This is a genomic window from Sulfurimonas marina (genome assembly GCF_014905095.1).
GTDB classification, from domain to species: Bacteria; Campylobacterota; Campylobacteria; order Campylobacterales; family Sulfurimonadaceae; genus Sulfurimonas; species Sulfurimonas marina.
In genome coordinates this window covers 896,795-918,048 of record NZ_CP041165.1, presented here as the reverse complement: position 1 = coordinate 918,048, position 21,254 = coordinate 896,795, and the positions used below count along the sequence as shown (strand labels likewise).

The following is a 21,254-nucleotide window of genomic DNA, read 5'->3' as shown; positions in this document are numbered from 1 at the left end:
ATGATCGATCCAAATACGGAAATTTGTATATGTAACTCTTTAACTGCTAAAGATATAGCAGAGTGTATCAAAAAGAATAACTTTCAAACGATTAAAGAAGTTTTTGAGAATGATGTTTGCCCTATGGGTGACAAGTGTGAATCTTGTCACGATGAGGGTTTTAACAACGATGGGATAAATATCCCATTAGTCTTTTCTATGGTGAAACAGGGTAAGTTATAGGCAGATAAATTTTAAAATTTGTTTTGTCATCATAGGTATCAACTTTTAAGAAACCTCCAAACTGTTTTTCTATAATCATCTGGGACATATAGAGTCCCAGCCCCGTTCCATTTTTCCCTTTTGTACTAAAATAAGGTTCAAACAACTTTTCTAAGTGTGCTTCCTTTATTCCCCCTGCATTGTCTTCAATATGGATCACATTCATATTCTCTTTTTGTTTTACCGAGATATGTATCTCTTTTGAACATGTTTTGCATGTATCATATGCATCTATTGCATTATTTAAAATGTTAAGTACCACTTGTACAAGCTCATTAAAATAGACTTTAGCACGTATATTCTCTGCAATATACAGATGCACCTGCACATCTTTTAATCTAGGACGAATTAGATTCAATGCTTTTTCAATCAGCTCTTTTAAGCTCACATCAACCAACTCTTTATCTTTTCGAAAGTATGTTTTAAAGTCATCTATAGTCTCAGAGAGGTAGAGAATAGTAGAGTTTATAGCCTCAAATGTTTTAATCACCTCATCTTTATCAAGTTTCTCTTCCATCAGGTATTTGAGCTGCATATTTGATATTTGAAGTGTAATAGTATTAAGCGGTTGTCTCCACTGATGGGCTATCATAGAGATCATCTCACCCATCACAGCTTGTTTAGACTGCATAGTTAATAGCTCATCTTTTTTGATCAGCTCTTGTGCTTTTTCTTCAACAGTCTCCTCTAATGAATGGTTATATTCCCTTAAGAGCTTTGTCTGCTCAGCAACTTGATTTTCAAGCTCTTTATTGAAATTTTTCAGCTTTCTTTGGTAATAGATCATCACCAGTAAGATGAGTCCCATAATAATAACAGTTGCAATAACAAGGGAATAATTTATACTTTGATGATACCTTGTAATTCTCCATTCATTAAGAATATTATCTATTCTGTCTTGAGAGATTTTAGCTAAACCTTTTCCAATAATAGAAGCTAAAACAGGTTCATCTTTTTGTATACCTATACTTGTCGAGATTGGATGATTTTTAGCTAGAAAGCCGGTAATTTTTAACTTCCCGTATCCATATTTATCGATCAGGTAATCTGCTTGAAAATCTAAGGCTGCAAGTGCATGAACTTTCGATGAAAGTACCATCTTAACCATCTTGTTTTTATCGTTTTCTACAACAATATCAAGGTGGGGATATAACGAGAGCAGATAGTTTTTATACGATTCCATCTGAACAACGATCTTTTTTCCCTCAAGATTATCCGGATGTATGACAAAAGATTTATCAAGTGTACCAAGGAGGGTAAAATGGATATTCATAAAAGGTTGAGTTGGTTCTACAGTCGGATGGTCTTTACTGCTTGTTGCATAAATTGAGAGAATTTGACACTCACCTCTTCTTAGTTTTTGGTTTAACTCCTTATGTGACTTACTGGCAATTGCCCTAAAACTAAGAGATGTCGTCTGAGAAATATCGTTGAATATATCTGACATTACACCCGTCATTTTTCCTTTATCTATCCCATCAATAGGAAACTGCTCGTTATGTATACATACATCAATAACAGGATGTTTTTTTATATACTCTTTCTCCTTGGAAGTTAAACATAAACTTTTATCTATATACTCATAGTTAAAAACAAAGTTTGAAAGGTCTTTAGAGGGATCGAGCTTATACTCCTTTTTAAAAAACTCCATCTGTTTACTTAAAAAGTTTTTATCTATAGAGCCTATGTCATACGTATATGGAAGAATAAGTTTCTCAATCCCTTTTGCTTCATCTAAAAGATCGCTTTTGGAAATATTTGGGGCATACTTTTTATGAATAATCTCAACTAACTCTTTTTTATGACTCAAAGCATACTGCCACCCTTTAATAGATGCATTTCTAAAGTCAAGCACTCTTTTTGGATGATTTTTTACTTCATTGTCGGTCGTGAAAAGTTCCATTTGTAACACAAAAAGGTTATCGTTACTCGGATCTAATATGTTGTATTTTATCCCCTCATTATCCAACTTATATACCTGATCAGATACAAAAGCTGTCATGCCGTCCACTTTAGAGCTCATAAAATCATCTATAGAATATGTATGGGGTACTAATCTCATATCATCAACACTAATACCGTAGACATCTAAAAAGGGTTTAAAGTTTAAGAGAAAATCCTTTTTTGCAGCAGCCATAATTGTTTTACCTTTTAAATCCTCTGGGGATTTAATATTTGGCTTTGTGATCAAAACCAAGGCGGCGCGTTTAAAAAAAGATGCGACTAGCTTTATAGGTTTTCCTCTAAGATAATCTATCATAGTTGATGAGTTATAGATACCGTAAGTAGCCTTACCCCGCAGCACAGCTTCTTCAATATCAATCCCTTTGTTGTATTCCAGGAATTCAACATCCAAGCCTACATCTTTATAAAAACCTTTCTCTTTTGCAGCAATAAAACCTGCATATTCAAACTGATACTTCCAATGCAGTTGCAAAGAAATTTTTTCAAGTTCTTTCTCTTCCGTAAGATTTCCGTGTAAAGAGAGTACAAACAAACACAAAATCAATAAAGCTTTCATCATTATGCGATTGCCTTTAAGACATCTTCAAACTCTCCGGCTATAATCTTTTTTACCGAGCACGCTATCATCAAGTTAATGGGATGATCAAAATCTTCGATCATACGCTCTTTTGTATCAACGCAGTAGCCGTCTCTTTCAAACTTTTCATCATCGTTAAAATTTGTAATATAACTATCTGTATTCTGCATATAACCATACACCTCTTTTCCAAGACCGCTTGCATAACCACACTCCCACACAGTACCGCTATCGGCTTCTTTACCTCGAAAAGTGTTTAAATTTGCTATTACGATATCTGCTTTTTTTATCATTGCTGCATTTGCGTCATATATATCTTGTGCTATTTTATGTTTTTCCTGAGAAAAATCGACTACGTTGTCTAAAGGATACAACCCCTCAAAACCATACTCTCTACATAGTTTTACAAGTTGTTTCCCTATCTCAATTGAATCTTTTTCAAAAACATCCGGCCCGGCGATATATATTTTTTTCATAAAATTTCCCAGTTTAAAATATTTTTTTATTATTGTAACATTTTATTTTCTTTAAGGACAAAATTAGCCTCTTTATCATACTCTACAAAAAAATATAATAAGAGAGATTTTATGGCCAATAGATTAGAAAAAGAGGATTCACCTTATCTACAACAACATAAAAATAACCCCGTTGATTGGTGGCCTTGGTGTGATGAAGCGTTTGAGACAGCCGAAAAAGAGAATAAAGCAATTTTTATAAGCATCGGATATTCATCGTGTCACTGGTGTCACGTAATGGAGGAACAGGTTTTTGAAAATGATGAGTGTGCAGAGATTTTAAACAAAAACTTTATTGCGATCAAGGTAGATCGTGAAGAGCGCCCCGATATAGATAAACACTACCAAGAGGTATATCAACTGCTTAACCGTCGTGCAGGGGGCTGGCCGACATCTATCTTTTGTACACCTCAAAATAAACCGTTTTTTGCAGGAACTTACATCCCTCCTGAATCTAATGAAGGTAGTGTTGAAGGGATGGGTTTTAAAGAGCTCACTGCCCTTATAGCTACAAAGGTAGAAGAAAACGATCCACAGCTTTATAAAAACGCCGATGAAGTTGAAGGGTTTATCAACCATGTTGAACACCCTAAAGAAGCAACAGTGTTAAAAGAGGAGTTTTACCTTACATTTGTGAATCAGGCGAAAAGCAATTACCAGCCAAACTTCGGCGGTTTTTCTGTAAAACCGAAGTTTCCACATGCATCAACATTAAAATCACTGCAGATAATAGATAATCTTTACCACGATAAAGCGATCACTGCAATGCTTACAAATACGCTTGATCAGATGAAAAAAGGTGGAATGTACGATCTTGTTGACGGCGGATTTTGCCGCTACTCTGTTGATGAGAAATGGTTAGTACCCCACTTTGAAAAGATGTTATACGATAATGCCCTACTTTGTGAAAACTATCTTGATGGGTACCTTGCTTACAAAGATGAAAACTACTTACAGACTGCAAAAGAGATTGCAGATTTTTGGTTTAACTTCATGTCTGAGGACAATCTTTTTTACAGTGCAAGTGATGCTGACAGCGAAGGTGAAGAGGGAACTTACTTTACCTACACTTATGAAGAGGTTTATGAGCTACTGGAAAAAAACGGCTATGAAAACCCGGAGAAAATGTGTCATGAGATGAATGTAACACCGGATGGAAACTTTGAGGGGAAAAACATCATCCGTTTTGACGAGAAAGTTCCTGAGTGGTTTAAAGATGTGAAGATCTTACTCCAGGGAGTTCGTGCAAAACGTGACTATCCGTTTATAGATAAAAAAGTGCAAACTTCTTGGTCTTCGATGATGATCCACTCCCTTTTTCAACTGGGTATGGTAGACAACAGCTATTTAAAAAAGGCTATAGATGCACTTGATGCACTTTTAAACAAGATGTATCTTAACGATACACTCTACCACTCGGCACTTGTAGATAAAACACCTAAAGTTGAAGCATTTCTAGAGGATTATGCATTTTTAGCAAAAGCACTTCTTAGCGGCTATAAAGCTACACAAGATGACCTTTATCTCATTCAGGCGCAAAGAATGGTAAATAAAGCACTTGAAAACTTTTACGATAAAGGGTTATGGAACTTTAGTGTGGGTGAGTTTCAAACAAAAGCAGAGGTAACTGATAACACCTATACAAGCAGTGTAAGTACTATGGTAGATGTACTTTTAACGCTTGGGATGTTACTAGAAGATGAAAAATACACACACTTTGCTTTTAAAACTATGGAGTACAACTCTTACGATCTTGGACGCCGTCCTATATATTATCCGTACATGCTTTCACAGGCACTCAGATATATCAAAGGAGATCGTATAGTAAAATCGAATTTAACAAACCTAAAAGAAAATAGCGCTAAACTAAAAGATATCGAATATCCTTTTACACTTTTAAAAGCAAGTGAAGATCAAGGATTTATGGTATGTGGAGAGAAAAGTTGTTTTGCCAATACAGATGATGTTAACAAACTTGGACAACTTATTTTAGACACTATTTAAAAAGGTGGTTTTATGAGCAGAAAAAGAAACATGGTAGCCGATGAGATCCTTGACGGAAGTGCTTTAGAGGAGATTATTCACGAAGATCGCCGAAAAAGCAAAGAGGAAAATCAAAAAGAGGAACGCAGAAAAGGGAAGAAAAAAAGAGTCCCTGTTTGGGTAAAAAAAGAGGTATTACAATACGAAAGTGAACTCAAAAAACTCCAAATTGAACTTTTAAAGATGCAAAACCATATTAAAGATACAGGTGAGAAGGTTTTAATGATCTTTGAAGGGCGCGATGCTGCAGGAAAAGGTGGGACTATAAAAAGAATTATTGAACATCTCAATCCTCGTGGAGCCCGCGTAGTTGCACTGAACAAACCGAGTGATATTGAAAAAACACAATGGTATTTTCAACGCTACGTACACCACCTTCCCGCTGCCGGCGAGATAGTTCTGTTTGATAGAAGCTGGTACAACCGTGCGGGAGTTGAACCTGTGATGGGATTTTGTACACCAAGAGAGCATAAAGAGTTTTTACAAGAGGTTCCAGAATTTGAGAAGATGCTTATCAATTCCGATATAAAGTTGTTTAAATTTTACTTTTCCGTTTCAAAAGAGAAACAGGAACAACGTTTTGAAAAAAGAAGAACAGATCCTCTCAAACAGTATAAACTCTCTCCTGTCGATCAAAAATCTCAGGAGCTGTGGGATAAATATACCCTTGCAAAATATTCCATGCTTCTTGCATCACATACCCAACATGCTCCATGGACAATCATTCGCTCAAATAATAAAAAACAGGCAAGGATAAATACCATTAAACATATCCTTAACAACTTTGAATACCCGAACAAAATAGAAAAGAAAAACTTTATTACCGATGATGAAGTTACAGTCCTTGCAGGAGAAGAGATTAAAAAAATGGAAAATGAAATGACCATAAGAGAGTCATCAAATTAATTTTTTTTAGCTATAATCTCCTTTTAAAAATTATGAGGTGATTATGGTAAAAGATCTTAGAAAATATGCATTTATGATTAGACTTGGATATAGATATATCTATATTTTCAAAAAGATTTTCTTTCACCCTTATATCTCTCTAAAACATGCCTATGAAGAGCTTTCAAAAGCTCGTCAGGCCTACTCTAACAAAGTACTTAAACGTTTAAATATAGAGGTAGAAGTTGACGGAGAGCTTCCAAAAGAGGATAAAATCCTTTACGCTATCAACCACAGATCGCTTTTAGATATTATTGTTATGGAACATATCTTTTCCCAGCACAACAAAAATGGTACATGGATTGCAAAACAGGAGCTTTTTGACAGTTTTTACGGAAAGTTTTTTGAGTACAGCGGCTGTATCAGTGTTGATCTTGAAACAAAAAGAGGACTTGTCAGCTTTTTTAAAACTATCAAAAAAACTTTCTCAAAAGTTGACAATATGAACCTTTATATCTTTCCTGAGGGTGAAAGACATAAAGCAGCAGGGATCAAAGAGTTCCAAAGCGGTGCAGAGAAAATTGCAAAAGCAAATAACCTTAAAGTAGTACCTGTATTTATCAATGATGAACTTGAAAAAGTCTTTAAAGCGTCCCCTTATAAAGAGCAATATAAAGTTAAAGTACACATCGGTGATATTGTTGATCATACAAACTTGGAAGAAAAATATATCTCTCACTACAAACAATCTCTTCAAAAGGGTAATAAATAATGAAACTCGGTGTAAATATTGACCACGTAGCAGTACTGCGTGAAGCAAGAGAGATAAACGATCCAGATATCTTACAAGCTTTATATGTAGCATGTCAAAACGGTGCCGATCAGATAACTATTCACTTAAGAGAAGACAGACGCCACATACAAGATGTTGATGTTACAAACATCATCAGCTTCTCAAAAGTACCAGTAAATTTAGAGTGTGCGATTGAGCCGAGTATTATAGATATCGTATGTCAAAACAGACCTCACCGTGCAACTTTAGTACCTGAAAAACGTCAAGAGGTTACTACAGAGGGTGGTTTAGATCTGTTTTCAAACAGTGATGCTATCAAATCAGCTATAGAGAAACTGCACGCTGCAGAAATTCCTGTCTCACTTTTTGTAGATCCTACAATTGAAGCGATGAAAAAATCAAAAGAGCTCGGAGCAGAGATGGTTGAACTCCATACGGGACACTTTGCAAACCTTTTTGCAATGCTAAACTCTTCACTCCCCTACTCTAACCACTCTGTAAAAGAGTTAGAGCTTTCACGTGCAGAGCTGACACAACAACTTCAAGTTGCGATCGATGAGCTTAAAGATGCTGCAATAGCTGCCGTTGAACTCGGACTTGAGGTTGCTGCAGGACACGGTTTAAATTACCATAACGTACATGAGATGGTAGCAATTAAAGAGATTACAGAGTTAAATATAGGACAAAGCATCATTGCCAGAAGTGTATTTAGCGGTTTAGACAATGCTGTAAAAGAGATGAAAAGACTCACACAAAGATGAAACCGAAAATTGCCATAAGTGTCGGTGATCTAAACGGCGTAGGAATTGAGATCGCACTTAAATCTCACGAAACTATTTCTAAAATCTGCACACCGATATACTGTATAAACAATACAATGTTAGCACAGGCAGCTAAGCTTTTAGATGTTACACTTCCTCAAGATTTAGAACTATTCGAAGTTGAAGGTGAATTTACAATAGAACCGGGTGTTGTAAGTAAAGAGAGCGGTTTGTACTCTTACGATTCTTTTATGACGGCTATTAAGTTGTGTGAGACAAAAGAGGCAGATGCAGTTGTAACAATGCCTATCCATAAAGAGGCATGGAAATTAGCAGATCTTCATTTTGTAGGACATACAGATCTCCTTCGCAAATATTTCAATAAAGAAGCTATTATGATGCTTGGGTGCCCGGAAATGTTTGTTGCACTCTTTACCGAGCATATGCCGCTTCGTGAGGTACCTTCGCATATTAAAGCTGATAAAATCACTACTTTTTTATTAGATCTGCATAAAAGTATAGGTGATAAAGAGGTTGCAGTACTGGGTCTTAATCCCCATGCAGGCGATAATGGTGTTCTAGGTGATGAAGAGCGTGAGATCGAACTAGCAATAGCAGATGTAAATAAGCAGATAGGAAAAGAGCTTTTTCACGGCTGTATAGTTCCAGATATCGCTTTCACTCCATCGTTTCGAAAAAACTTTAACTATTATGTTGCAATGTACCACGATCAGGGATTAGCACCGCTTAAAGCACTTTACTTTGATGAGAGCGTAAATATCTCTTTAAACCTTCCTATTATCAGAACTTCAGTTGACCATGGTACAGCATTTGATATTGCCTATAAAAACCAGGCAAAAACACTTAGTTACCTCAATGGAATAAAATCTGCATTAAGTTTTATAAATAATTAAATAACTACAAGATATACTTAAGAATTAGAGGTTATAATTTTGCCATCTATAAAGGATAATTTTTTTCCTTTAATATTTTTTCTTGGAGTTTAAAATGAAAAAGACAATGTTATTATCTGCAGCAGTTGCTACTTCTTTAGTAGCAAATAGTGTAGCTAAACAAGCGGAAGAAGCTGGTTTAAAACCTATTCCTAACTCTCAAAAAGAGTTAATGAAACTAATCGATAATCCACAAAACCCTATTACAGATGCGAAAGTTGAACTTGGTAAAAAACTTTATTTTGATCCAAGACTTTCTAAAAGCGGTTTTATCTCTTGTAACTCTTGTCACAACTTAAGTGAAGGTGGTGATGACGGTTTAGAAGCGGCAGTTGGCCATAAATGGACGGTAAATCCTCACCATCTAAACTCTCCAACAGTATATAACTCTGTTTTTAACTCTATTCAATTTTGGGATGGTAGAAGTCCACACTTAGAAGATCAAGCTCAAGGTCCTATGCAAGCAGCACCGGAAATGGCAGCTACTAAAGAGCACGTTGCAGCGGTAGTATCATCTATGCCGGCATATGTAGATGCATTTAAAAAGATCTATGGTAACGATGTAAAAATCACTCTAGCAAAAGTTGCAGATACTATTGCAGTGTTTGAGAGAACTCTTGTAACTCCATCAAGATATGATGACTTTTTAAACGGTGATAGCAAAGCACTTACTGCAGCAGAACAAGAAGGTCTTAAAACATTTATCCAAGTTGGTTGTGCAACATGTCACACTGGTGTAGCACTTGGTGGTGATCTTAATGTATTTAACGTTGTAAATAAATACAAATATAACGATGTGGGTGATTTCAAAGGTGATGCAAACGGTATGGTAAGAGTACCGACACTAAGAAACATTGATCAAACAGGACCATACTTCCATAACGGTATGATAAAAACGCTTTCTGAAGCTATTAAAGAGATGGGACGTGTACAATTAGGTGCAGATCTTTCAAGCAAACAAGTTCAAGAGATTGAAACTTTCTTAAAAGCTTTAGATGGTAGAAAACCAGATATCACAATGCCGATTTTACCAGCTTCAACTGATAAAACTCCACTACCGGATATCAACTAAAACTAAAAGAGCAAATGCTCTTTTAGTCTAATTTTTCAGGAGTTAAATTAACTTCTTCTAAAAAGTGGCGTAATGCTACTACAGAATCTTTATGTAATTCATTGTTGTGTGATAAAGATACTGAATGTTCTTTACCTGCAAAGTGTAATAATAAACGATGTTTTTTAGAAACATCAACTTCTACTCCATAGTGCTCTAACGCATGCGTTAATTTTGTAATATCGATATTTCCAGAGATTGGATGCTCGAAGATTTTTGCTAATTTTGTTTTGTGTTTACTCATTTTATTCCTTTTTTTAAATTAAATCTATATATGTTTTGATATATATTAAATTATCGCTTTTTAAATATTAAAAGCGTCTTATCCTCTGTATCATACAGAGAAAACGTTTGTTTATCTACCAGTTTTAGTGAACTGAGATTTTGAAAAAATTTGATCTTATGAAAATACTGAACAATAGTATCTTGATACTTTGTATATCTACCGTCATCATTTTTTTCAAAGAGTGTAAACTTGGTATGAAGTTCATCGTTTTCAAATACAGCATCTACACTTAAAAACTCTTCATCGGTATCGTTACTCATACTCCCCTCAGCTACATCTTTAAAGCCGTAGATAGTATTTATATCTGCAATGAAGATCCCGTCATCATTGAGTTTTTGAGCTGCTGCATCTAAAAATTTTGTAAGTGCTTCTTTATCCATAAAGTTAAGTACGTCAAAGATACTTACTATAGCATCATATTTCCCCTCAACTTCGCTTAGATCTTTACACTCAGCATCAAGACCGATCTCCTGACACTCCTGTACCATTAGCTCACTAAGATCAACACCCTTACACTTTACTCCGTCACTCTCCATACGGCGCATAAAACCACCGCGTCCGCAACCAACATCTAAAAGTGTTTTTACTTTATAATCTTCCAGCTCAGAACGGTAAAGATCGTAAAGTGCTTCAGTAGCATCTTCGATCCCTAAAAGGTGTTCAGCCTTTGCATATAAATCTAAGTTTGTCATTAAGCCTCTTGCTCAGCTTTAATAACTTTATTGATCTTCTCGTAGATATCTAAAACTTCATCTTTTTTAGAGATGTATGAGTTTTTATTTGCGATAAGGTACGTTGAGCTTGTCATAATATCCTGAACCACTTCTAAACCGTTTTGCTTCATTGTCGTACCAGTTTCAACGATATCTACGATCATATCTGCAAGACCGATTAGAGGTGCAAGTTCAATAGAACCGTAAAGCTTGATTATCTCAACACTTACAGCACGCTCTTCAAAATATTTTTTTGTGATGTTTACCATCTTTGATGCTACTTTTAGCTCAGGTTTAGTGAGGTCTAACTTCTCACCCTTTTTCATCCCGATAGCGACTTTACATACACCGCGTTTAAGGTCTAACAGGCGAACAACGTCAAGCCCCTGCTCTTCTAAAGTATCAAGTCCAACAACACCGATATCTGCTGCTTGATGGTATACATAAGTTGCTACGTCTTGGTTTCTTACAAGTAAAAAACGGAATTTTGGAGTCTCTAAAATAAGTTTTCTGTCATCAAATTTGAAACTGTCTCCAAAAATAGTTTCAAATATCTCTAGTGTTTCTTTTGCTATACGCCCTTTTGGAAGTGCAACTGTTAGCATAAACCAGCCTTTTTCATAATCTTTTTCATTCCCGTAAAAATCAACTCTTGATCGAGCCTTGCATTAGGAAATAGTTTTTTAAACTCTGACGCATCACCACCGGTTAAAATAATAGGTAAATTTTTACTCTTAATCTCATTAACAAATGGTTTAAGATACCCGTAACTGATCGCATCGGGAGAATTTTTCGCCATTTTACCCAAATCTACCTCAAAGTTAAATGAGTAATCAAGTGCATTGGAGATATTTTTATAACATTCCTGCATAGCTTTTATTCCGGGATAGATAAACCCCCCTTCAAAAACACCATCTTTAAGCACATCAACGGTTATTGCACTTCCTGCGTCAACTACCACGCCATCGTTAATAGAGGCAAGAGCAACTATGCGGTCTATCCCCATAGTTGTATAATATTTTTCCCGATCAACAAAAGTTTCCAAATCTATCCAGTTTTCTAAAGAACCTAGTTTTTCTTTTACACTTTGATTTACGGAGATATAATAAACATTCTCTTTTATTGTTTGAGGGTTAAAAGAGTCTGCAAACTCTTTAAAATCTTTTTTACCGTCGTTAAAATGGTAGGAGGTATTGCCAATATCACAAAGAAGCATTACTGGATCTTCCAGCCAACTTCTTTAAATGCTTTTTGCGCTTTTGAACAAAGTGGTGCGTCTATAAAAAGGATCTTTTGCTTAAAGTTGTGATCGCAAAAGAGTGAAAGTTTTGCATAAATCTCTTCAAACTTATGAACATCTTTCATAAGGAGTCTACTTTTTTGACTTACTGCAAAAATAGCCCAATAGTAGCCATTCATATCAGTTGCTACAAACATTTTGATCTTATTTCTGATCTTTAAATCTTTAGGGTTTACCTCTTGCATCTTTTTAAATATCTTCCCCTTATTTCTAAGAGAATCTACAACCATCTGCATATCTATATTAAATCCTTACTCAATACCGAGTTCGGCAAAAAGTTTTTCAAAGAAGATACTCATCTCTGTAAGTTCATTTTTTAGAGTTCCAAAAGCTTTATCTTCTATAACCCATTCCTCTATTCTTTTAACACTGTCTGCTTTTTGACTCTCATCCAGCATATCTGTTTTTGAAACTTCGTCTTTAATTTTTTCTAAATGATCTTTTAATTTATGACTCATAATAATTACCCTTAATAATAATCGTATTGCCCTGCTGCAACATCAGCTTTGATTTTATCTAATTTTTCTTGAATCATATCAAGAATTACCTTTGCAGCCTCTTTATCGTCAGCTTCTGGAACGTTCCAATCAGTAAATTTCATATTTGCTTTGAAAATTGTTTCAATTTCTGATTGTATTTCATCTTTTCTGGAGAGTAGATCTTTGATGACAGCATCCATCATATTATCCTTTAATCAAATTAGTACAGAGCTATTGTACTACGAGAATGATAAAAATTAAAGGTTATTCATAAAATTTGGATAGATTTTTTTAATTATAAAGTATATTTTACACGCAATACAAAAACCGAAAAACACATCAAGTAATGAACATGCTAAAAAAACGGCCGCTACACCTAAAGAAAAACTCCATATGTCAAAATAGTGTGAAACGATCAATAAAACGACAAATAATAAACCAAAAATACCTGCTAAACGTTTTGCTCCGCCGTCTACTAATTTATCTTTAATTTTAAACATATCTTTTAAAAATTCTGCAAACATACTGATAGGAGATATTCCTCGATTTATAAAAAGTTTCATAACAAAATCAAAAGCTAAAAAATATAAAATATAAACACTGTTCGTATATAAATAAAGCCCTACTAATGACGCAACCAATAAAGCCGAAAACCTTGTTACATTGGAATCAACTCTTTCAAAGTTTAATGGACATGCACCTGACATAAAAACACCTTTCTTTAAAACAATTATCAAATTTTAATCACATTTTCTTAAAGTTTAACTATATTTTTTTCTTATAATTGAATTCCCAGATTTTTTTTCTAAATAATTAAATGTGATAACTTTATTATATAATCCAATAAAATATATGTTATAATTTAGAGTTAAATTACATCTATATTTATAAACTAATGACAACAAAGGACAACAAATGAAAAAAGTAGTAAGTGCACTTTTTTTACCATTGTTTTTATCTGCATCTAGTAACTCGTTACCATTGAGTGAAGCACTAGAAATATTAAAAAATAAAAATTTAGAGATAAAAGCAGCTTCTTTAGCGGTAAAAAGTGCCAAGGAAGACATATCTTCAACAAGTGGTCTGCATTGGGGTAAACTTGATTTTACTCAAGATTTTGCCAGGTCAAACGATGCCGGAAATGTTTTCGGTTTTAAACTGACATCTCGTGAAGCAAACTTTGGAGATTTTGGATTTTCAGACTTTAGTATGACAAATCCTAACATCTTAACTGTAGAACCACATGATTTAAACTATCCGGAAGACAGAAATTTCTTCCAATCTAAACTTCATTATGAAGTACCGATTTTTACAGGCTTTGCGATCTCAAGCTATACAAGTGTAATGGAGGGTGTAAAAAACATCAAATCACTCGATAAAGAGAAAGTACTTAGTGAAAAAGTGTTTCAACTGAAAAAAAGTTACTACGATATGGCTCTTTTAGAATCATCTATCAAAAATATGGAAAAAATTCTAAGCAATATCAATGCACTCGAAAATACTACACAAACTATGATCGAGGTTGGGTATGCAAAGAAGGTTGACCTTTTGGAAGTGAAAGCGAAAAAAGGGAATGTTGAAAGACTTCTTGTTCAGATGAAAGCAAATGAAGAACTTCTTTACCACTACATCAGCTTTTTATTAAATGAAAAAGTGGACGATATCGAAGTTCCAACAAGTGAAATAGCTGAACCTAACTTCACTGATAATGACGTACTTGCAAGAAACTTGGATATCAAAAAAGCAACTACCGCTTTAGATATAAAAGCAAGTATGTTAGATGCAAGTCAAGCTAGTTACTATCCAACTCTCGGTGCATTTGCAGAAATTGCAACAGCTGATGATACATTCTTGGGCGAAGCAAACGATCATAAAGCTTATACAGTGGGTGCAAGACTTACTTGGAATATCTTTAACGGCGGTATTGACGGTGCAAAAGTTGAAAAAGCAAAAATTGAACAACTAAAAATAGAATCACAAGTACAACTTGCGAAAAAAGGGATCTCTTTACAACTTGCAAAAATAAAAACAGAAGTTAAAAGTGCCAACCAAGAGATCAAATCTCTTACAAAAGAGTTAGAGTTGGCAAATGCGATCTATGAGAATTATGAAGCAAGATATAAAGAGAAACTTGTATCTATGAATGATGTTATAATAAAACAATCTTCTCAAATAGAAAAAATACTACAACTTTTAGTAGCAAAAAATAAAAGAAATGAAAAAATCTTTGAACTTGAAAAACTAGCAAACGGAGAAAAATAATGAAGAAAATACTCGCTTTAATAGCACTGGCAACATCTCTTGTTGCTGAAATATTAACACTGTCTGGTACTGTGATATCAGATAACCAAAAGATGATTACAAGTCGTTTTATGGGATTTGTTACAAATGTTAATGTAAGTGAAGGTGATAGAGTATCGCGTGGTCAAGTACTCTACACGATCGATTCTCGTGAGATTGACTCGGCAAAACGTCAAGCAGAATCTGCTCTGCAAATGTATGAAAACCAATACTCAAACGTTGTTATGAATCTTGAGCGTCATAAAAGACTTTTTGAAAAAGATATGGTGGCAAAATACAAAGTTGAAGAGCTGGAACTTGCAGAGAAAAACCTCAAAGATATGATAAACATTGCAAAAGCAAGACTTCAAGAGGTAGAGAACCAATATAAGTACCTTATCATCAAAGCACCAAATTCAGGTGTAATCATCTCTAAAAACATCAAAGTGGGTGAGATGGCAATTCCAGGTATGCCTGCAATCGTTTTATCTGATTTAAGTAATTTAAAAATTGAGATCGAAATAGCTGAACAAGATATGAAAAGTATCTTTATCGGGAAAAAAGTTTCTATCAATATCCCATCTTTAGAGATCCAAACTACAGGTAAAATATCAGCTATTATCCCTAGCTCAAACCCTATGACACACACATTTAAGATCAAAATCTCTATAGACAAGAAAAATAAAAACATCTATCCGGGTATGTATACTACGATCGGTATTGAGGTAAAATAGTTATGAGTGAAAAGGAAATTAGGAACTTAGAAGTTAGTGATACAGCAGGGAAACTTGCAAAATCGTTTTTATACAACCCACTAACAGCTATTTTAGCAGTATTTTTACTGGCAATCGGATATATCTCTTTAGAAGTTATGCCGCGTGAAGAGGATCCGCAAATAGCACTGAGCGGTGGTAGTATTGTGGTCGCTGCACCGGGACTCTCTCCAAAAGAGGTTGAAAAGATTGTTGTTCAGCCATTAGAGCAAAAGATTCGTGAAATTAGCGGTGTTGAGCATATCTATTCTATGAGTATGGAAAATGTAGGTATTATCAATGTAATGTATTATATTGGGCAAAACAGAGAAGCATCAAATCTTAAACTTTACGATAAAGTTATGCAGAACATGGACCTTATGCCTAAAGAGGTTATGCAGCCGTTAGTAAAGCCTTTTGATATTGACATCGATATCCCAATTGTAAATATCGCTTTTTATCAAACAAATAATTCTCTTGTATATTCTGATTTTTTAAAAACAATCCAAGATATTAAAATTAAGATCGCACAAATAGACAATGTTTCAAAAACAGATCTCAAAGGTGAGCATAAACAACAATTTAATGTAAATGTTGACCTTAATAAACTCAAAGGGTATCACCTCTCTTTAGGGCAAATAGTTCAAGCGATTAAAGCGATCTCTATCAAAGCACCAGATGTTAATACAAATACGCAAGATAAAAAACTTGTTGTGTTTGGTGTACAAAATGTTATTGAGAGCATTGAAGATGTACAAAATATAATGGTTGCACAATATATGGGCTCTCCAATCTACCTCAAAGATATTGCAACTGTAGAAGATGGAATTAATGCTAATGATAAACTCTCGGCGAGAATAACACTTAACGATGAAAAAGAGAAAAGTTCATACTCACAGATAACACTTAGCATCTCAAAACTTGCAGGTTCTAATGCTGTATTTGTTGCAGATGATGTTAAAGCACTTCTTGAAAAATACGACGAAGAGTTAAAAGCTCAAGGGATCGGATATAAAATCACTAGAGATTATGGACAACGTGCAAATGAAGCAGTTAATGAACTTGTTGAGCACCTTATTATTACGATTGTTATCATTACTGTAATGCTGGTATTTTTCCTTGGCTATAAAGAGAGTATGATCGTAATGTTTACAGTACCTGCTATTTTAGCAGCTACACTATTTGTAGCATACTTAAGCGGACAAACAATCAATAGAATGACACTGTTTGCATTCTTACTCTCCCTAGGACTTCTTGTTGATGCGGCAATTATCGTAATTGAAAATATCCATAGACATTTACATGCACATGATAGTGAACATAAAGATATTGATACTTTAGTTGTAAAAGCGACTGATGAGATTGGAGCACCGACAAATGTTGCTACACTTGCTATCATCTTAACAATGGTACCTATGGCATTTGTAGGGGGTATGATGGGTGCATTTATGAAACCTATTCCACTTAATGTTCCGGTAGCCCTTATAGCTTCTTTAATAGTAGCGTATATATTTACACCGTATTTAAGTAAAAAACTCTTAAAAATCAAGGATGATGGTGCACACCATCCAAAAGAAAACAATAAAGGGAGCCTTTAATGTCAAATAAACATCAGGGGAAAAAGTTTGAAAACTTTATTTATGATATTTTGCAGCATCGCTCAAAAAAACTTTTAGTTACTGCACTTATCTTTTTATCTCTATTTGGAACAATTTTAATGCTTCCAACAGAAGTTGTCCTTGCAAGAATGTTACCTGGAAAAAGCTCTAACACGTTTAGCATCTATGTAAAAACGCCTGATGGGAGTTCGATCTCTCAAACTAAAGAGGTTGTGCAATGTGTTGAAGATATATTGAAACCTGAAAAGGAAGTTACTGACATTGAGAGCTTTATAGGTGAAGGTGCTCCTCTTGATTATGCCGGACTAGTAAAAGGAAGCGGTATGAAACAGGGTGAGAGATTTGCGGAAATTGTAGTAAATCTTACAGATAAACACCATCGTGATGAAAAATCTTTTATAATGGTGCAACGTCTTAGACCTGTTATAAAAAACAGTTGTGAGTCTAAAATAGACGGCACTGTAATCCAAATGATTGAGATGCCTGCAGGTCCGCCAACAATGGCTTCTATAGTTGTTGAAGTATATGGAGACTCAAATACAAAAGTTGCAGGTGTTGCAAATGAAGTATCAAAGGTCTTAAAACAAACAGATAAGATTGTAGATGTTGATGTAATGAGTGAAACACCTTATGATAAGTATAAACTTATGCCTATCTCTGAAAAAATTGCTAGAAGCGGTTTAAGTGTTGAACAGGTTAATCAGATCCTTTACCTTGCATTTAAAGGGATGGTAGTTGCAGTTAAAAATACAATAGAGCTCAATGACCAAGTTGGTATTTTTGTATCATTAAGTGATGAAACAAAAGATATCAATGAAAACTCACTTGCATCGCTGCGAACAAAATTAAGTTCACTATATTTAATGAACAATAAAGGGATGATGATTCCACTAACAGAGGTTGTAGAGATTAAAGAGGTAAAATCGGATAGAACAATCTATCATAAAGATCTCAAAACTATGATCAATGTCACAGCTGAAACAGATAACCAAAGTCAGGTCTACCCTCTTTTAGACGCCAGAGATAAAATGATCAAATACTTCTCTGAAAAAGGGTATGAAGTAAATAAAGAGCCAGGTATCTCTACGTATATGTTTGATCTCACACTTGTAGATAAAAAGACAGGTGAAGAGTATCTTCTTCGTTGGGATGGAGAGATGAAAGTAACACTTGATACTTTTAGAGATCTGGGAGCTGCATTTATTGCTGCACTTATACTTATCTTTTTACTAATGGTAATTTATTATAAATCATATGCTATTAGCGGTATTATCTTAGGTGGCAGTTTCCTATCTATCATTGGTGTTATTTTAGGGCACTGGGTAGCTAATCTATTTACTGAGGATGTATTTTTCTTAACAGCTACAAGTTTGATAGGCTTTATTGCTCTTATCGGTATTAGCTCAAGAAACTCTCTACTGCTTGTCGACTTTACAAAAGATCTCATCAAAAACAATGGTATAGAAAAACAACGTGCTATCGCTATTGCAAGTGCTACAAGACTAAAACCTATTTTACTAACAGCAATTGCCATTATTTTAGGTTCTTCATTGCTCGCAAGTGATCCTGTTTTTGGAGGACTTGGTGTTGCACTTATTTCAGGAACTGTTGTAGCGGTTATCGTATCGATTATCTTCGTTCCGGTCCTTATGGACAATACAGAAGCTATTTAACTCTTATATAGCTTCTTTTATGTATGAACAACTTTTGTTCATACATACTCTTCTATTCTCTTTACGATTTTCTATATTTATCTTTATACTGTAACTGAGAACTTTCTGCTAATGTTTATCAATGTAAATTTTGTAATTGAAATATTAAACGGGGATTTATAAAAAGTAGAGCCTTCTGGCTCTACCTGAAGATGTAAAAGAAAAGAGGTGCGTCTACTTAGATATTAGCGTAACTAACATTTAGACATGCGTCTAATGCTGCTAACTCTTTTAATGTAGTTTCATCTACTTTATCATCAACTAAGATAACAGCAAGAGCTTCTTTGTTTGCATTACGAGCAAGAGAGAAGTCAGAAATATTTACATTATGTTTTGCTAAAGTCATACCAACGTTACCGATAACACCAGGAACATCAGAGTTTTTAAACAGTACCATATGACCTTTGAGAGCTACTTCATTCTCAAAACCGTTGATAGCCACCATTCTTTGAACACCGTCATCAAAGATAGTTGCACTAATAGTAGTTGTACCCTCTGCAGTTGTTAATTTAGCAGTGATAAGATTTTTATATACATTAGAATCACCAAGGTTTTCAGCTTCAATTTTGATACCTTTTTCTTTTGCAATAAAATCCGCATTTACATAGTTGATTTTATCAGAGCTTTGGCTCATAGCACCAACTGTCACGAAAGTAGATAATGAATCTACATATTCACCAATCTCACCATTACCAGTTACTTTGATAGAGATGATTTGAGATTTGTTGATCTGAGATGCTAAGAAACCGATTTTTTGTCCCATCTCTAAGAATGGTTTTACAAATGATGGTATTTTAGACTCATCAATTGGTAAGTTAAGTGCATTTGGATAAGAGATCCCCTTCGCAGCTGCGATTGCATTTTCAGCAGCTTGTGTACCGATATTGTACTGAGACTCGTAAGTGTTTGCACCTAAGTGTGGAGAAACAACAATGTTATCTAAATCAAGTAGTTTATTGTCTGTTGCCGGTTCTTTACCAAATACATCAATACCTGCAAAACGGATTTTACCAGATTTAAGTCCGTCGTAAAGTGCATCTTCATTGTAAAGGTCACCACGTGCACAGTTTACTAAAACTACACCGTCTTTCATTTTAGCAATCTCTTCTGCACCTATGATACCGATAGTTTCTTTGTTTTTAGGAGTGTGAATCGTAATAACGTCACATGCTAAAATATCTTCAAAGTTTTTTGTATATGTCATATCAAGGTCAGTTACTTTCGACGGGTGGATATACGGATCGTATGCAACAATGTCCATCTCAAAAGCTTTAGCACGTTTTGCAACACGGCTACCGATGTTACCGAAACCGATTACACCAAGTTTTTTACCTTTAAGCTCATGTCCGTACCATTTTTCACGTTTCCAAATACGTTGATTTTTTAGATGATCATGAGAGTATGGGAACATTCTCATACAAGAAAGCATATGAGCCATAGTTAACTCAACTGCTGCAATTGTATTTGCAGTAGGTACGTTCATTACAATAATACCTTGTTTTGAACATCCTGGAATATCAACATTATCAACACCAACACCTGCACGAACAAGTGCTTTCATATTTGTTGCATGCTCTAAAAAGAAATCATCAACATCTGTAGAACTTCTAGTAATTGCAACATCAGCTTGCGGAATAATCTCTTTTACAAGTTTATCTTTTGGCTCATCTGCCGCCATGATAAAGTTAACATTTTCATCGTTTTGAAGCATCTCCAAACCAGCTGTATGGATATGGTCACAAACTACAATTGTATATTTTTGCATTTTAATATTCCTCTTTAAATAGCCCTATTTGAGCTTGAATTTTATAATTTTTTAAAACTTTTACCAAGTTATTTAATTTATCAACATTTTGTGAATAAATAAGTAAATCTATCCCTTGTTTATCTTTTTTAAGATAATACTTCAATTGATGTCCTCGTAACTCCTCTTTTAAACAAAATAGTTGGTAAGGATCTTTTACTTTTGCAGACAACTTATAGGTTTTAGTTTTAGTTATTTTTTCATCTAGATCAAGTTTTACGTAAACTTCATTCACTGGATAACTATACCCTTTTCTTTCCGATTCAGAAAAATGATTTAGCCACATCTTTTCAGGATTTTTTTGAACAAGGTTAGTCTCTAATGCTAAAGGTTCCCCATCAACTATAGGCTCTTGTGAGTTTATAGAGATCAGAAAAAATAGTATAAAAACAGCAACTCCCAACGCGATCGCAGGAGTTAGCCATTTTAAAACAGTTTGCATCAA

General features: G+C 34.6%; 23 protein-coding genes. 11 read left to right on the top strand and 12 right to left on the bottom strand.

The genetic code is table 11. The annotated features are described in order from the left end of the window. Positions 1–222 (top strand): (2Fe-2S)-binding protein, encoded by a 222-nt coding sequence (locus FJR03_RS04820; RefSeq protein ID WP_193114516.1) that lies wholly within the window; start codon positions 1–3, stop codon positions 220–222. Here the strand turns inward: FJR03_RS04820 and FJR03_RS04815 are convergent. Together FJR03_RS04815 and FJR03_RS04810 are read right to left on the bottom strand one after the other, a co-directional pair. Then, entirely contained in the window at positions 197–2,785 is a 2,589-nt protein-coding gene (locus FJR03_RS04815) for an ABC transporter substrate-binding protein (RefSeq protein WP_193114515.1), read from the bottom strand. The genes FJR03_RS04820 and FJR03_RS04815 overlap by 26 nt on opposite strands. Next, positions 2,785–3,279: a nucleoside 2-deoxyribosyltransferase gene (locus tag FJR03_RS04810; RefSeq protein ID WP_193114514.1), complete on the bottom strand. Its 495-nt coding sequence runs from the start codon at positions 3,277–3,279 to the stop codon at positions 2,785–2,787. Before FJR03_RS04810 ends, FJR03_RS04815 begins: the two co-directional genes overlap by 1 nt. A gap of 111 nt (positions 3,280–3,390) precedes the next feature. Between FJR03_RS04810 and FJR03_RS04805 the strand changes: the two genes are divergently transcribed. The 6 genes from FJR03_RS04805 to FJR03_RS04780 all read left to right on the top strand — a co-directional run bounded on the left by FJR03_RS04805 (position 3,391) and on the right by FJR03_RS04780 (position 9,825). Next, the gene (locus FJR03_RS04805; protein WP_193114513.1) at positions 3,391–5,322 is read left to right on the top strand and encodes a thioredoxin domain-containing protein; all 1,932 of its coding nucleotides are present in this window, start codon (positions 3,391–3,393) and stop codon (positions 5,320–5,322) included. 30 nt (positions 5,323–5,352) lie between these two features. Further along, complete coding sequence (ppk2, locus tag FJR03_RS04800; protein WP_347402142.1) at positions 5,353–6,267, top strand: polyphosphate kinase 2; 915 nt, start codon at positions 5,353–5,355, stop codon at positions 6,265–6,267. A 43-nt stretch (positions 6,268–6,310) separates the two neighbouring features. Beyond that, a complete protein-coding gene (locus FJR03_RS04795; protein WP_193114511.1) occupies positions 6,311–7,018 on the top strand; it encodes a lysophospholipid acyltransferase family protein in 708 nt (235 codons plus the stop codon). Continuing rightward, the gene (locus FJR03_RS04790; RefSeq protein ID WP_193114510.1) at positions 7,018–7,800 is read left to right on the top strand and encodes a pyridoxine 5'-phosphate synthase; all 783 of its coding nucleotides are present in this window, start codon (positions 7,018–7,020) and stop codon (positions 7,798–7,800) included. Before FJR03_RS04795 ends, FJR03_RS04790 begins: the two co-directional genes overlap by 1 nt. Next, complete coding sequence (gene pdxA, locus FJR03_RS04785; protein WP_193114509.1) at positions 7,797–8,714, top strand: 4-hydroxythreonine-4-phosphate dehydrogenase; 918 nt, start codon at positions 7,797–7,799, stop codon at positions 8,712–8,714. The genes FJR03_RS04790 and pdxA overlap by 4 nt, the downstream gene beginning before the upstream one ends. Positions 8,715–8,808: 94 nt before the next feature. After that, on the top strand, positions 8,809–9,825 hold the full coding sequence (locus FJR03_RS04780) for a cytochrome-c peroxidase (RefSeq protein WP_193114508.1): 1,017 nt from the start codon (positions 8,809–8,811) through the stop codon (positions 9,823–9,825). Positions 9,826–9,847: 22 nt separating this feature from the next. Here the strand turns inward: FJR03_RS04780 and FJR03_RS04775 are convergent, their stop codons facing one another. Genes FJR03_RS04775 through FJR03_RS04740 form a run of 8 tightly spaced genes read right to left on the bottom strand, consistent with a single transcriptional unit; the run spans position 9,848 to position 13,349 of the window. Continuing rightward, positions 9,848–10,108, bottom strand: coding sequence for a hypothetical protein (locus FJR03_RS04775; protein ID WP_193114507.1), 261 nt, complete (start codon positions 10,106–10,108; stop codon positions 9,848–9,850). A 50-nt stretch (positions 10,109–10,158) separates the two neighbouring features. Then, positions 10,159–10,842, bottom strand: a complete 684-nt coding sequence (locus FJR03_RS04770; RefSeq protein WP_193114506.1) for an SAM-dependent methyltransferase — start codon at positions 10,840–10,842, stop codon at positions 10,159–10,161. After that, on the bottom strand, positions 10,842–11,468 hold the full coding sequence (gene hisG / locus FJR03_RS04765; protein ID WP_193114505.1) for an ATP phosphoribosyltransferase: 627 nt from the start codon (positions 11,466–11,468) through the stop codon (positions 10,842–10,844). The genes FJR03_RS04770 and hisG overlap by 1 nt, the downstream gene beginning before the upstream one ends. Further along, positions 11,462–12,079 carry a type III pantothenate kinase gene (locus FJR03_RS04760; RefSeq protein ID WP_193114504.1) on the bottom strand — a complete coding sequence of 206 codons (618 nt, stop codon included), beginning with the start codon at positions 12,077–12,079 and terminating at the stop codon, positions 11,462–11,464. The genes hisG and FJR03_RS04760 overlap by 7 nt, the downstream gene beginning before the upstream one ends. Continuing rightward, entirely contained in the window at positions 12,079–12,399 is a 321-nt protein-coding gene (locus FJR03_RS04755) for a hypothetical protein (RefSeq protein ID WP_193114503.1), read from the bottom strand. The genes FJR03_RS04760 and FJR03_RS04755 overlap by 1 nt, the downstream gene beginning before the upstream one ends. 15 nt (positions 12,400–12,414) lie before the next feature. Further along, positions 12,415–12,621, bottom strand: a complete 207-nt coding sequence (locus tag FJR03_RS04750; RefSeq protein ID WP_226962181.1) for a hypothetical protein — start codon at positions 12,619–12,621, stop codon at positions 12,415–12,417. Positions 12,622–12,632: 11 nt separating this feature from the next. Beyond that, positions 12,633–12,842, bottom strand: coding sequence for a hypothetical protein (locus tag FJR03_RS04745; RefSeq protein WP_193114502.1), 210 nt, complete (start codon positions 12,840–12,842; stop codon positions 12,633–12,635). Between the two features lie 57 nt (positions 12,843–12,899). Next, entirely contained in the window at positions 12,900–13,349 is a 450-nt protein-coding gene (locus FJR03_RS04740) for a DUF4395 domain-containing protein (protein ID WP_193114501.1), read from the bottom strand. A gap of 208 nt (positions 13,350–13,557) precedes the next feature. Here FJR03_RS04740 and FJR03_RS04735 point away from each other — a divergent pair, with 208 nt between their 5' ends. From FJR03_RS04735 to FJR03_RS11730, 4 genes are read left to right on the top strand one after another with little or no spacing between them, the layout of a single operon-like run. After that, positions 13,558–14,904, top strand: a complete 1,347-nt coding sequence (locus tag FJR03_RS04735) for a TolC family protein (RefSeq protein WP_193114500.1) — start codon at positions 13,558–13,560, stop codon at positions 14,902–14,904. Beyond that, positions 14,904–15,656 (top strand): efflux RND transporter periplasmic adaptor subunit, encoded by a 753-nt coding sequence (locus FJR03_RS04730; RefSeq protein WP_193114499.1) that lies wholly within the window; start codon positions 14,904–14,906, stop codon positions 15,654–15,656. The genes FJR03_RS04735 and FJR03_RS04730 overlap by 1 nt, the downstream gene beginning before the upstream one ends. Positions 15,657–15,658: 2 nt before the next feature. Continuing rightward, positions 15,659–17,272, top strand: a complete 1,614-nt coding sequence (locus FJR03_RS11735) for an efflux RND transporter permease subunit (RefSeq protein ID WP_193114498.1) — start codon at positions 15,659–15,661, stop codon at positions 17,270–17,272. Further along, on the top strand, positions 17,272–18,966 hold the full coding sequence (locus tag FJR03_RS11730; RefSeq protein ID WP_193114497.1) for an efflux RND transporter permease subunit: 1,695 nt from the start codon (positions 17,272–17,274) through the stop codon (positions 18,964–18,966). Before FJR03_RS11735 ends, FJR03_RS11730 begins: the two co-directional genes overlap by 1 nt. A gap of 217 nt (positions 18,967–19,183) precedes the next feature. Here FJR03_RS11730 and serA read toward each other — a convergent pair whose 3' ends face one another. Then, on the bottom strand, positions 19,184–20,770 hold the full coding sequence (gene serA, locus FJR03_RS04715; RefSeq protein WP_193114496.1) for a phosphoglycerate dehydrogenase: 1,587 nt from the start codon (positions 20,768–20,770) through the stop codon (positions 19,184–19,186). 1 nt (position 20,771) lies between these two features. Further along, on the bottom strand, positions 20,772–21,251 hold the full coding sequence (locus FJR03_RS04710; RefSeq protein ID WP_193114495.1) for a hypothetical protein: 480 nt from the start codon (positions 21,249–21,251) through the stop codon (positions 20,772–20,774). Between the last annotated feature and the right edge of the window lie 3 nt (positions 21,252–21,254).

Excerpts from the sequence above, each read along its gene's own strand:
- ppk2 (WP_347402142.1), top strand. The coding sequence starts at position 5,353 with ATGGTAGCCGATGAGATCCTTGACGGAAGTGCTTTAGAGGAGATTATT.
- hisG (WP_193114505.1), bottom strand. The coding sequence starts at position 11,468 with ATGCTAACAGTTGCACTTCCAAAAGGGCGTATAGCAAAAGAAACACTA.
- FJR03_RS04820 (WP_193114516.1), top strand. The coding sequence starts at position 1 with ATGATCGATCCAAATACGGAAATTTGTATATGTAACTCTTTAACTGCT.
- FJR03_RS04735 (WP_193114500.1), top strand. The coding sequence starts at position 13,558 with ATGAAAAAAGTAGTAAGTGCACTTTTTTTACCATTGTTTTTATCTGCA.
- FJR03_RS04790 (WP_193114510.1), top strand. The coding sequence starts at position 7,018 with ATGAAACTCGGTGTAAATATTGACCACGTAGCAGTACTGCGTGAAGCA.
- FJR03_RS04775 (WP_193114507.1), bottom strand. The coding sequence starts at position 10,108 with ATGAGTAAACACAAAACAAAATTAGCAAAAATCTTCGAGCATCCAATC.
- FJR03_RS04780 (WP_193114508.1), top strand. The coding sequence starts at position 8,809 with ATGAAAAAGACAATGTTATTATCTGCAGCAGTTGCTACTTCTTTAGTA.
- FJR03_RS04745 (WP_193114502.1), bottom strand. The coding sequence starts at position 12,842 with ATGGATGCTGTCATCAAAGATCTACTCTCCAGAAAAGATGAAATACAA.
- FJR03_RS04710 (WP_193114495.1), bottom strand. The coding sequence starts at position 21,251 with ATGCAAACTGTTTTAAAATGGCTAACTCCTGCGATCGCGTTGGGAGTT.
- FJR03_RS11735 (WP_193114498.1), top strand. The coding sequence starts at position 15,659 with ATGAGTGAAAAGGAAATTAGGAACTTAGAAGTTAGTGATACAGCAGGG.
- FJR03_RS11730 (WP_193114497.1), top strand. The coding sequence starts at position 17,272 with ATGTCAAATAAACATCAGGGGAAAAAGTTTGAAAACTTTATTTATGAT.
- FJR03_RS04755 (WP_193114503.1), bottom strand. The coding sequence starts at position 12,399 with ATGCAGATGGTTGTAGATTCTCTTAGAAATAAGGGGAAGATATTTAAA.
- FJR03_RS04815 (WP_193114515.1), bottom strand. The coding sequence starts at position 2,785 with ATGATGAAAGCTTTATTGATTTTGTGTTTGTTTGTACTCTCTTTACAC.
- serA (WP_193114496.1), bottom strand. The coding sequence starts at position 20,770 with ATGCAAAAATATACAATTGTAGTTTGTGACCATATCCATACAGCTGGT.
- FJR03_RS04760 (WP_193114504.1), bottom strand. The coding sequence starts at position 12,079 with ATGCTTCTTTGTGATATTGGCAATACCTCCTACCATTTTAACGACGGT.
- FJR03_RS04740 (WP_193114501.1), bottom strand. The coding sequence starts at position 13,349 with ATGTCAGGTGCATGTCCATTAAACTTTGAAAGAGTTGATTCCAATGTA.
- FJR03_RS04770 (WP_193114506.1), bottom strand. The coding sequence starts at position 10,842 with ATGACAAACTTAGATTTATATGCAAAGGCTGAACACCTTTTAGGGATC.
- pdxA (WP_193114509.1), top strand. The coding sequence starts at position 7,797 with ATGAAACCGAAAATTGCCATAAGTGTCGGTGATCTAAACGGCGTAGGA.
- FJR03_RS04795 (WP_193114511.1), top strand. The coding sequence starts at position 6,311 with ATGGTAAAAGATCTTAGAAAATATGCATTTATGATTAGACTTGGATAT.
- FJR03_RS04805 (WP_193114513.1), top strand. The coding sequence starts at position 3,391 with ATGGCCAATAGATTAGAAAAAGAGGATTCACCTTATCTACAACAACAT.
- FJR03_RS04810 (WP_193114514.1), bottom strand. The coding sequence starts at position 3,279 with ATGAAAAAAATATATATCGCCGGGCCGGATGTTTTTGAAAAAGATTCA.
- FJR03_RS04750 (WP_226962181.1), bottom strand. The coding sequence starts at position 12,621 with ATGAGTCATAAATTAAAAGATCATTTAGAAAAAATTAAAGACGAAGTT.
- FJR03_RS04730 (WP_193114499.1), top strand. The coding sequence starts at position 14,904 with ATGAAGAAAATACTCGCTTTAATAGCACTGGCAACATCTCTTGTTGCT.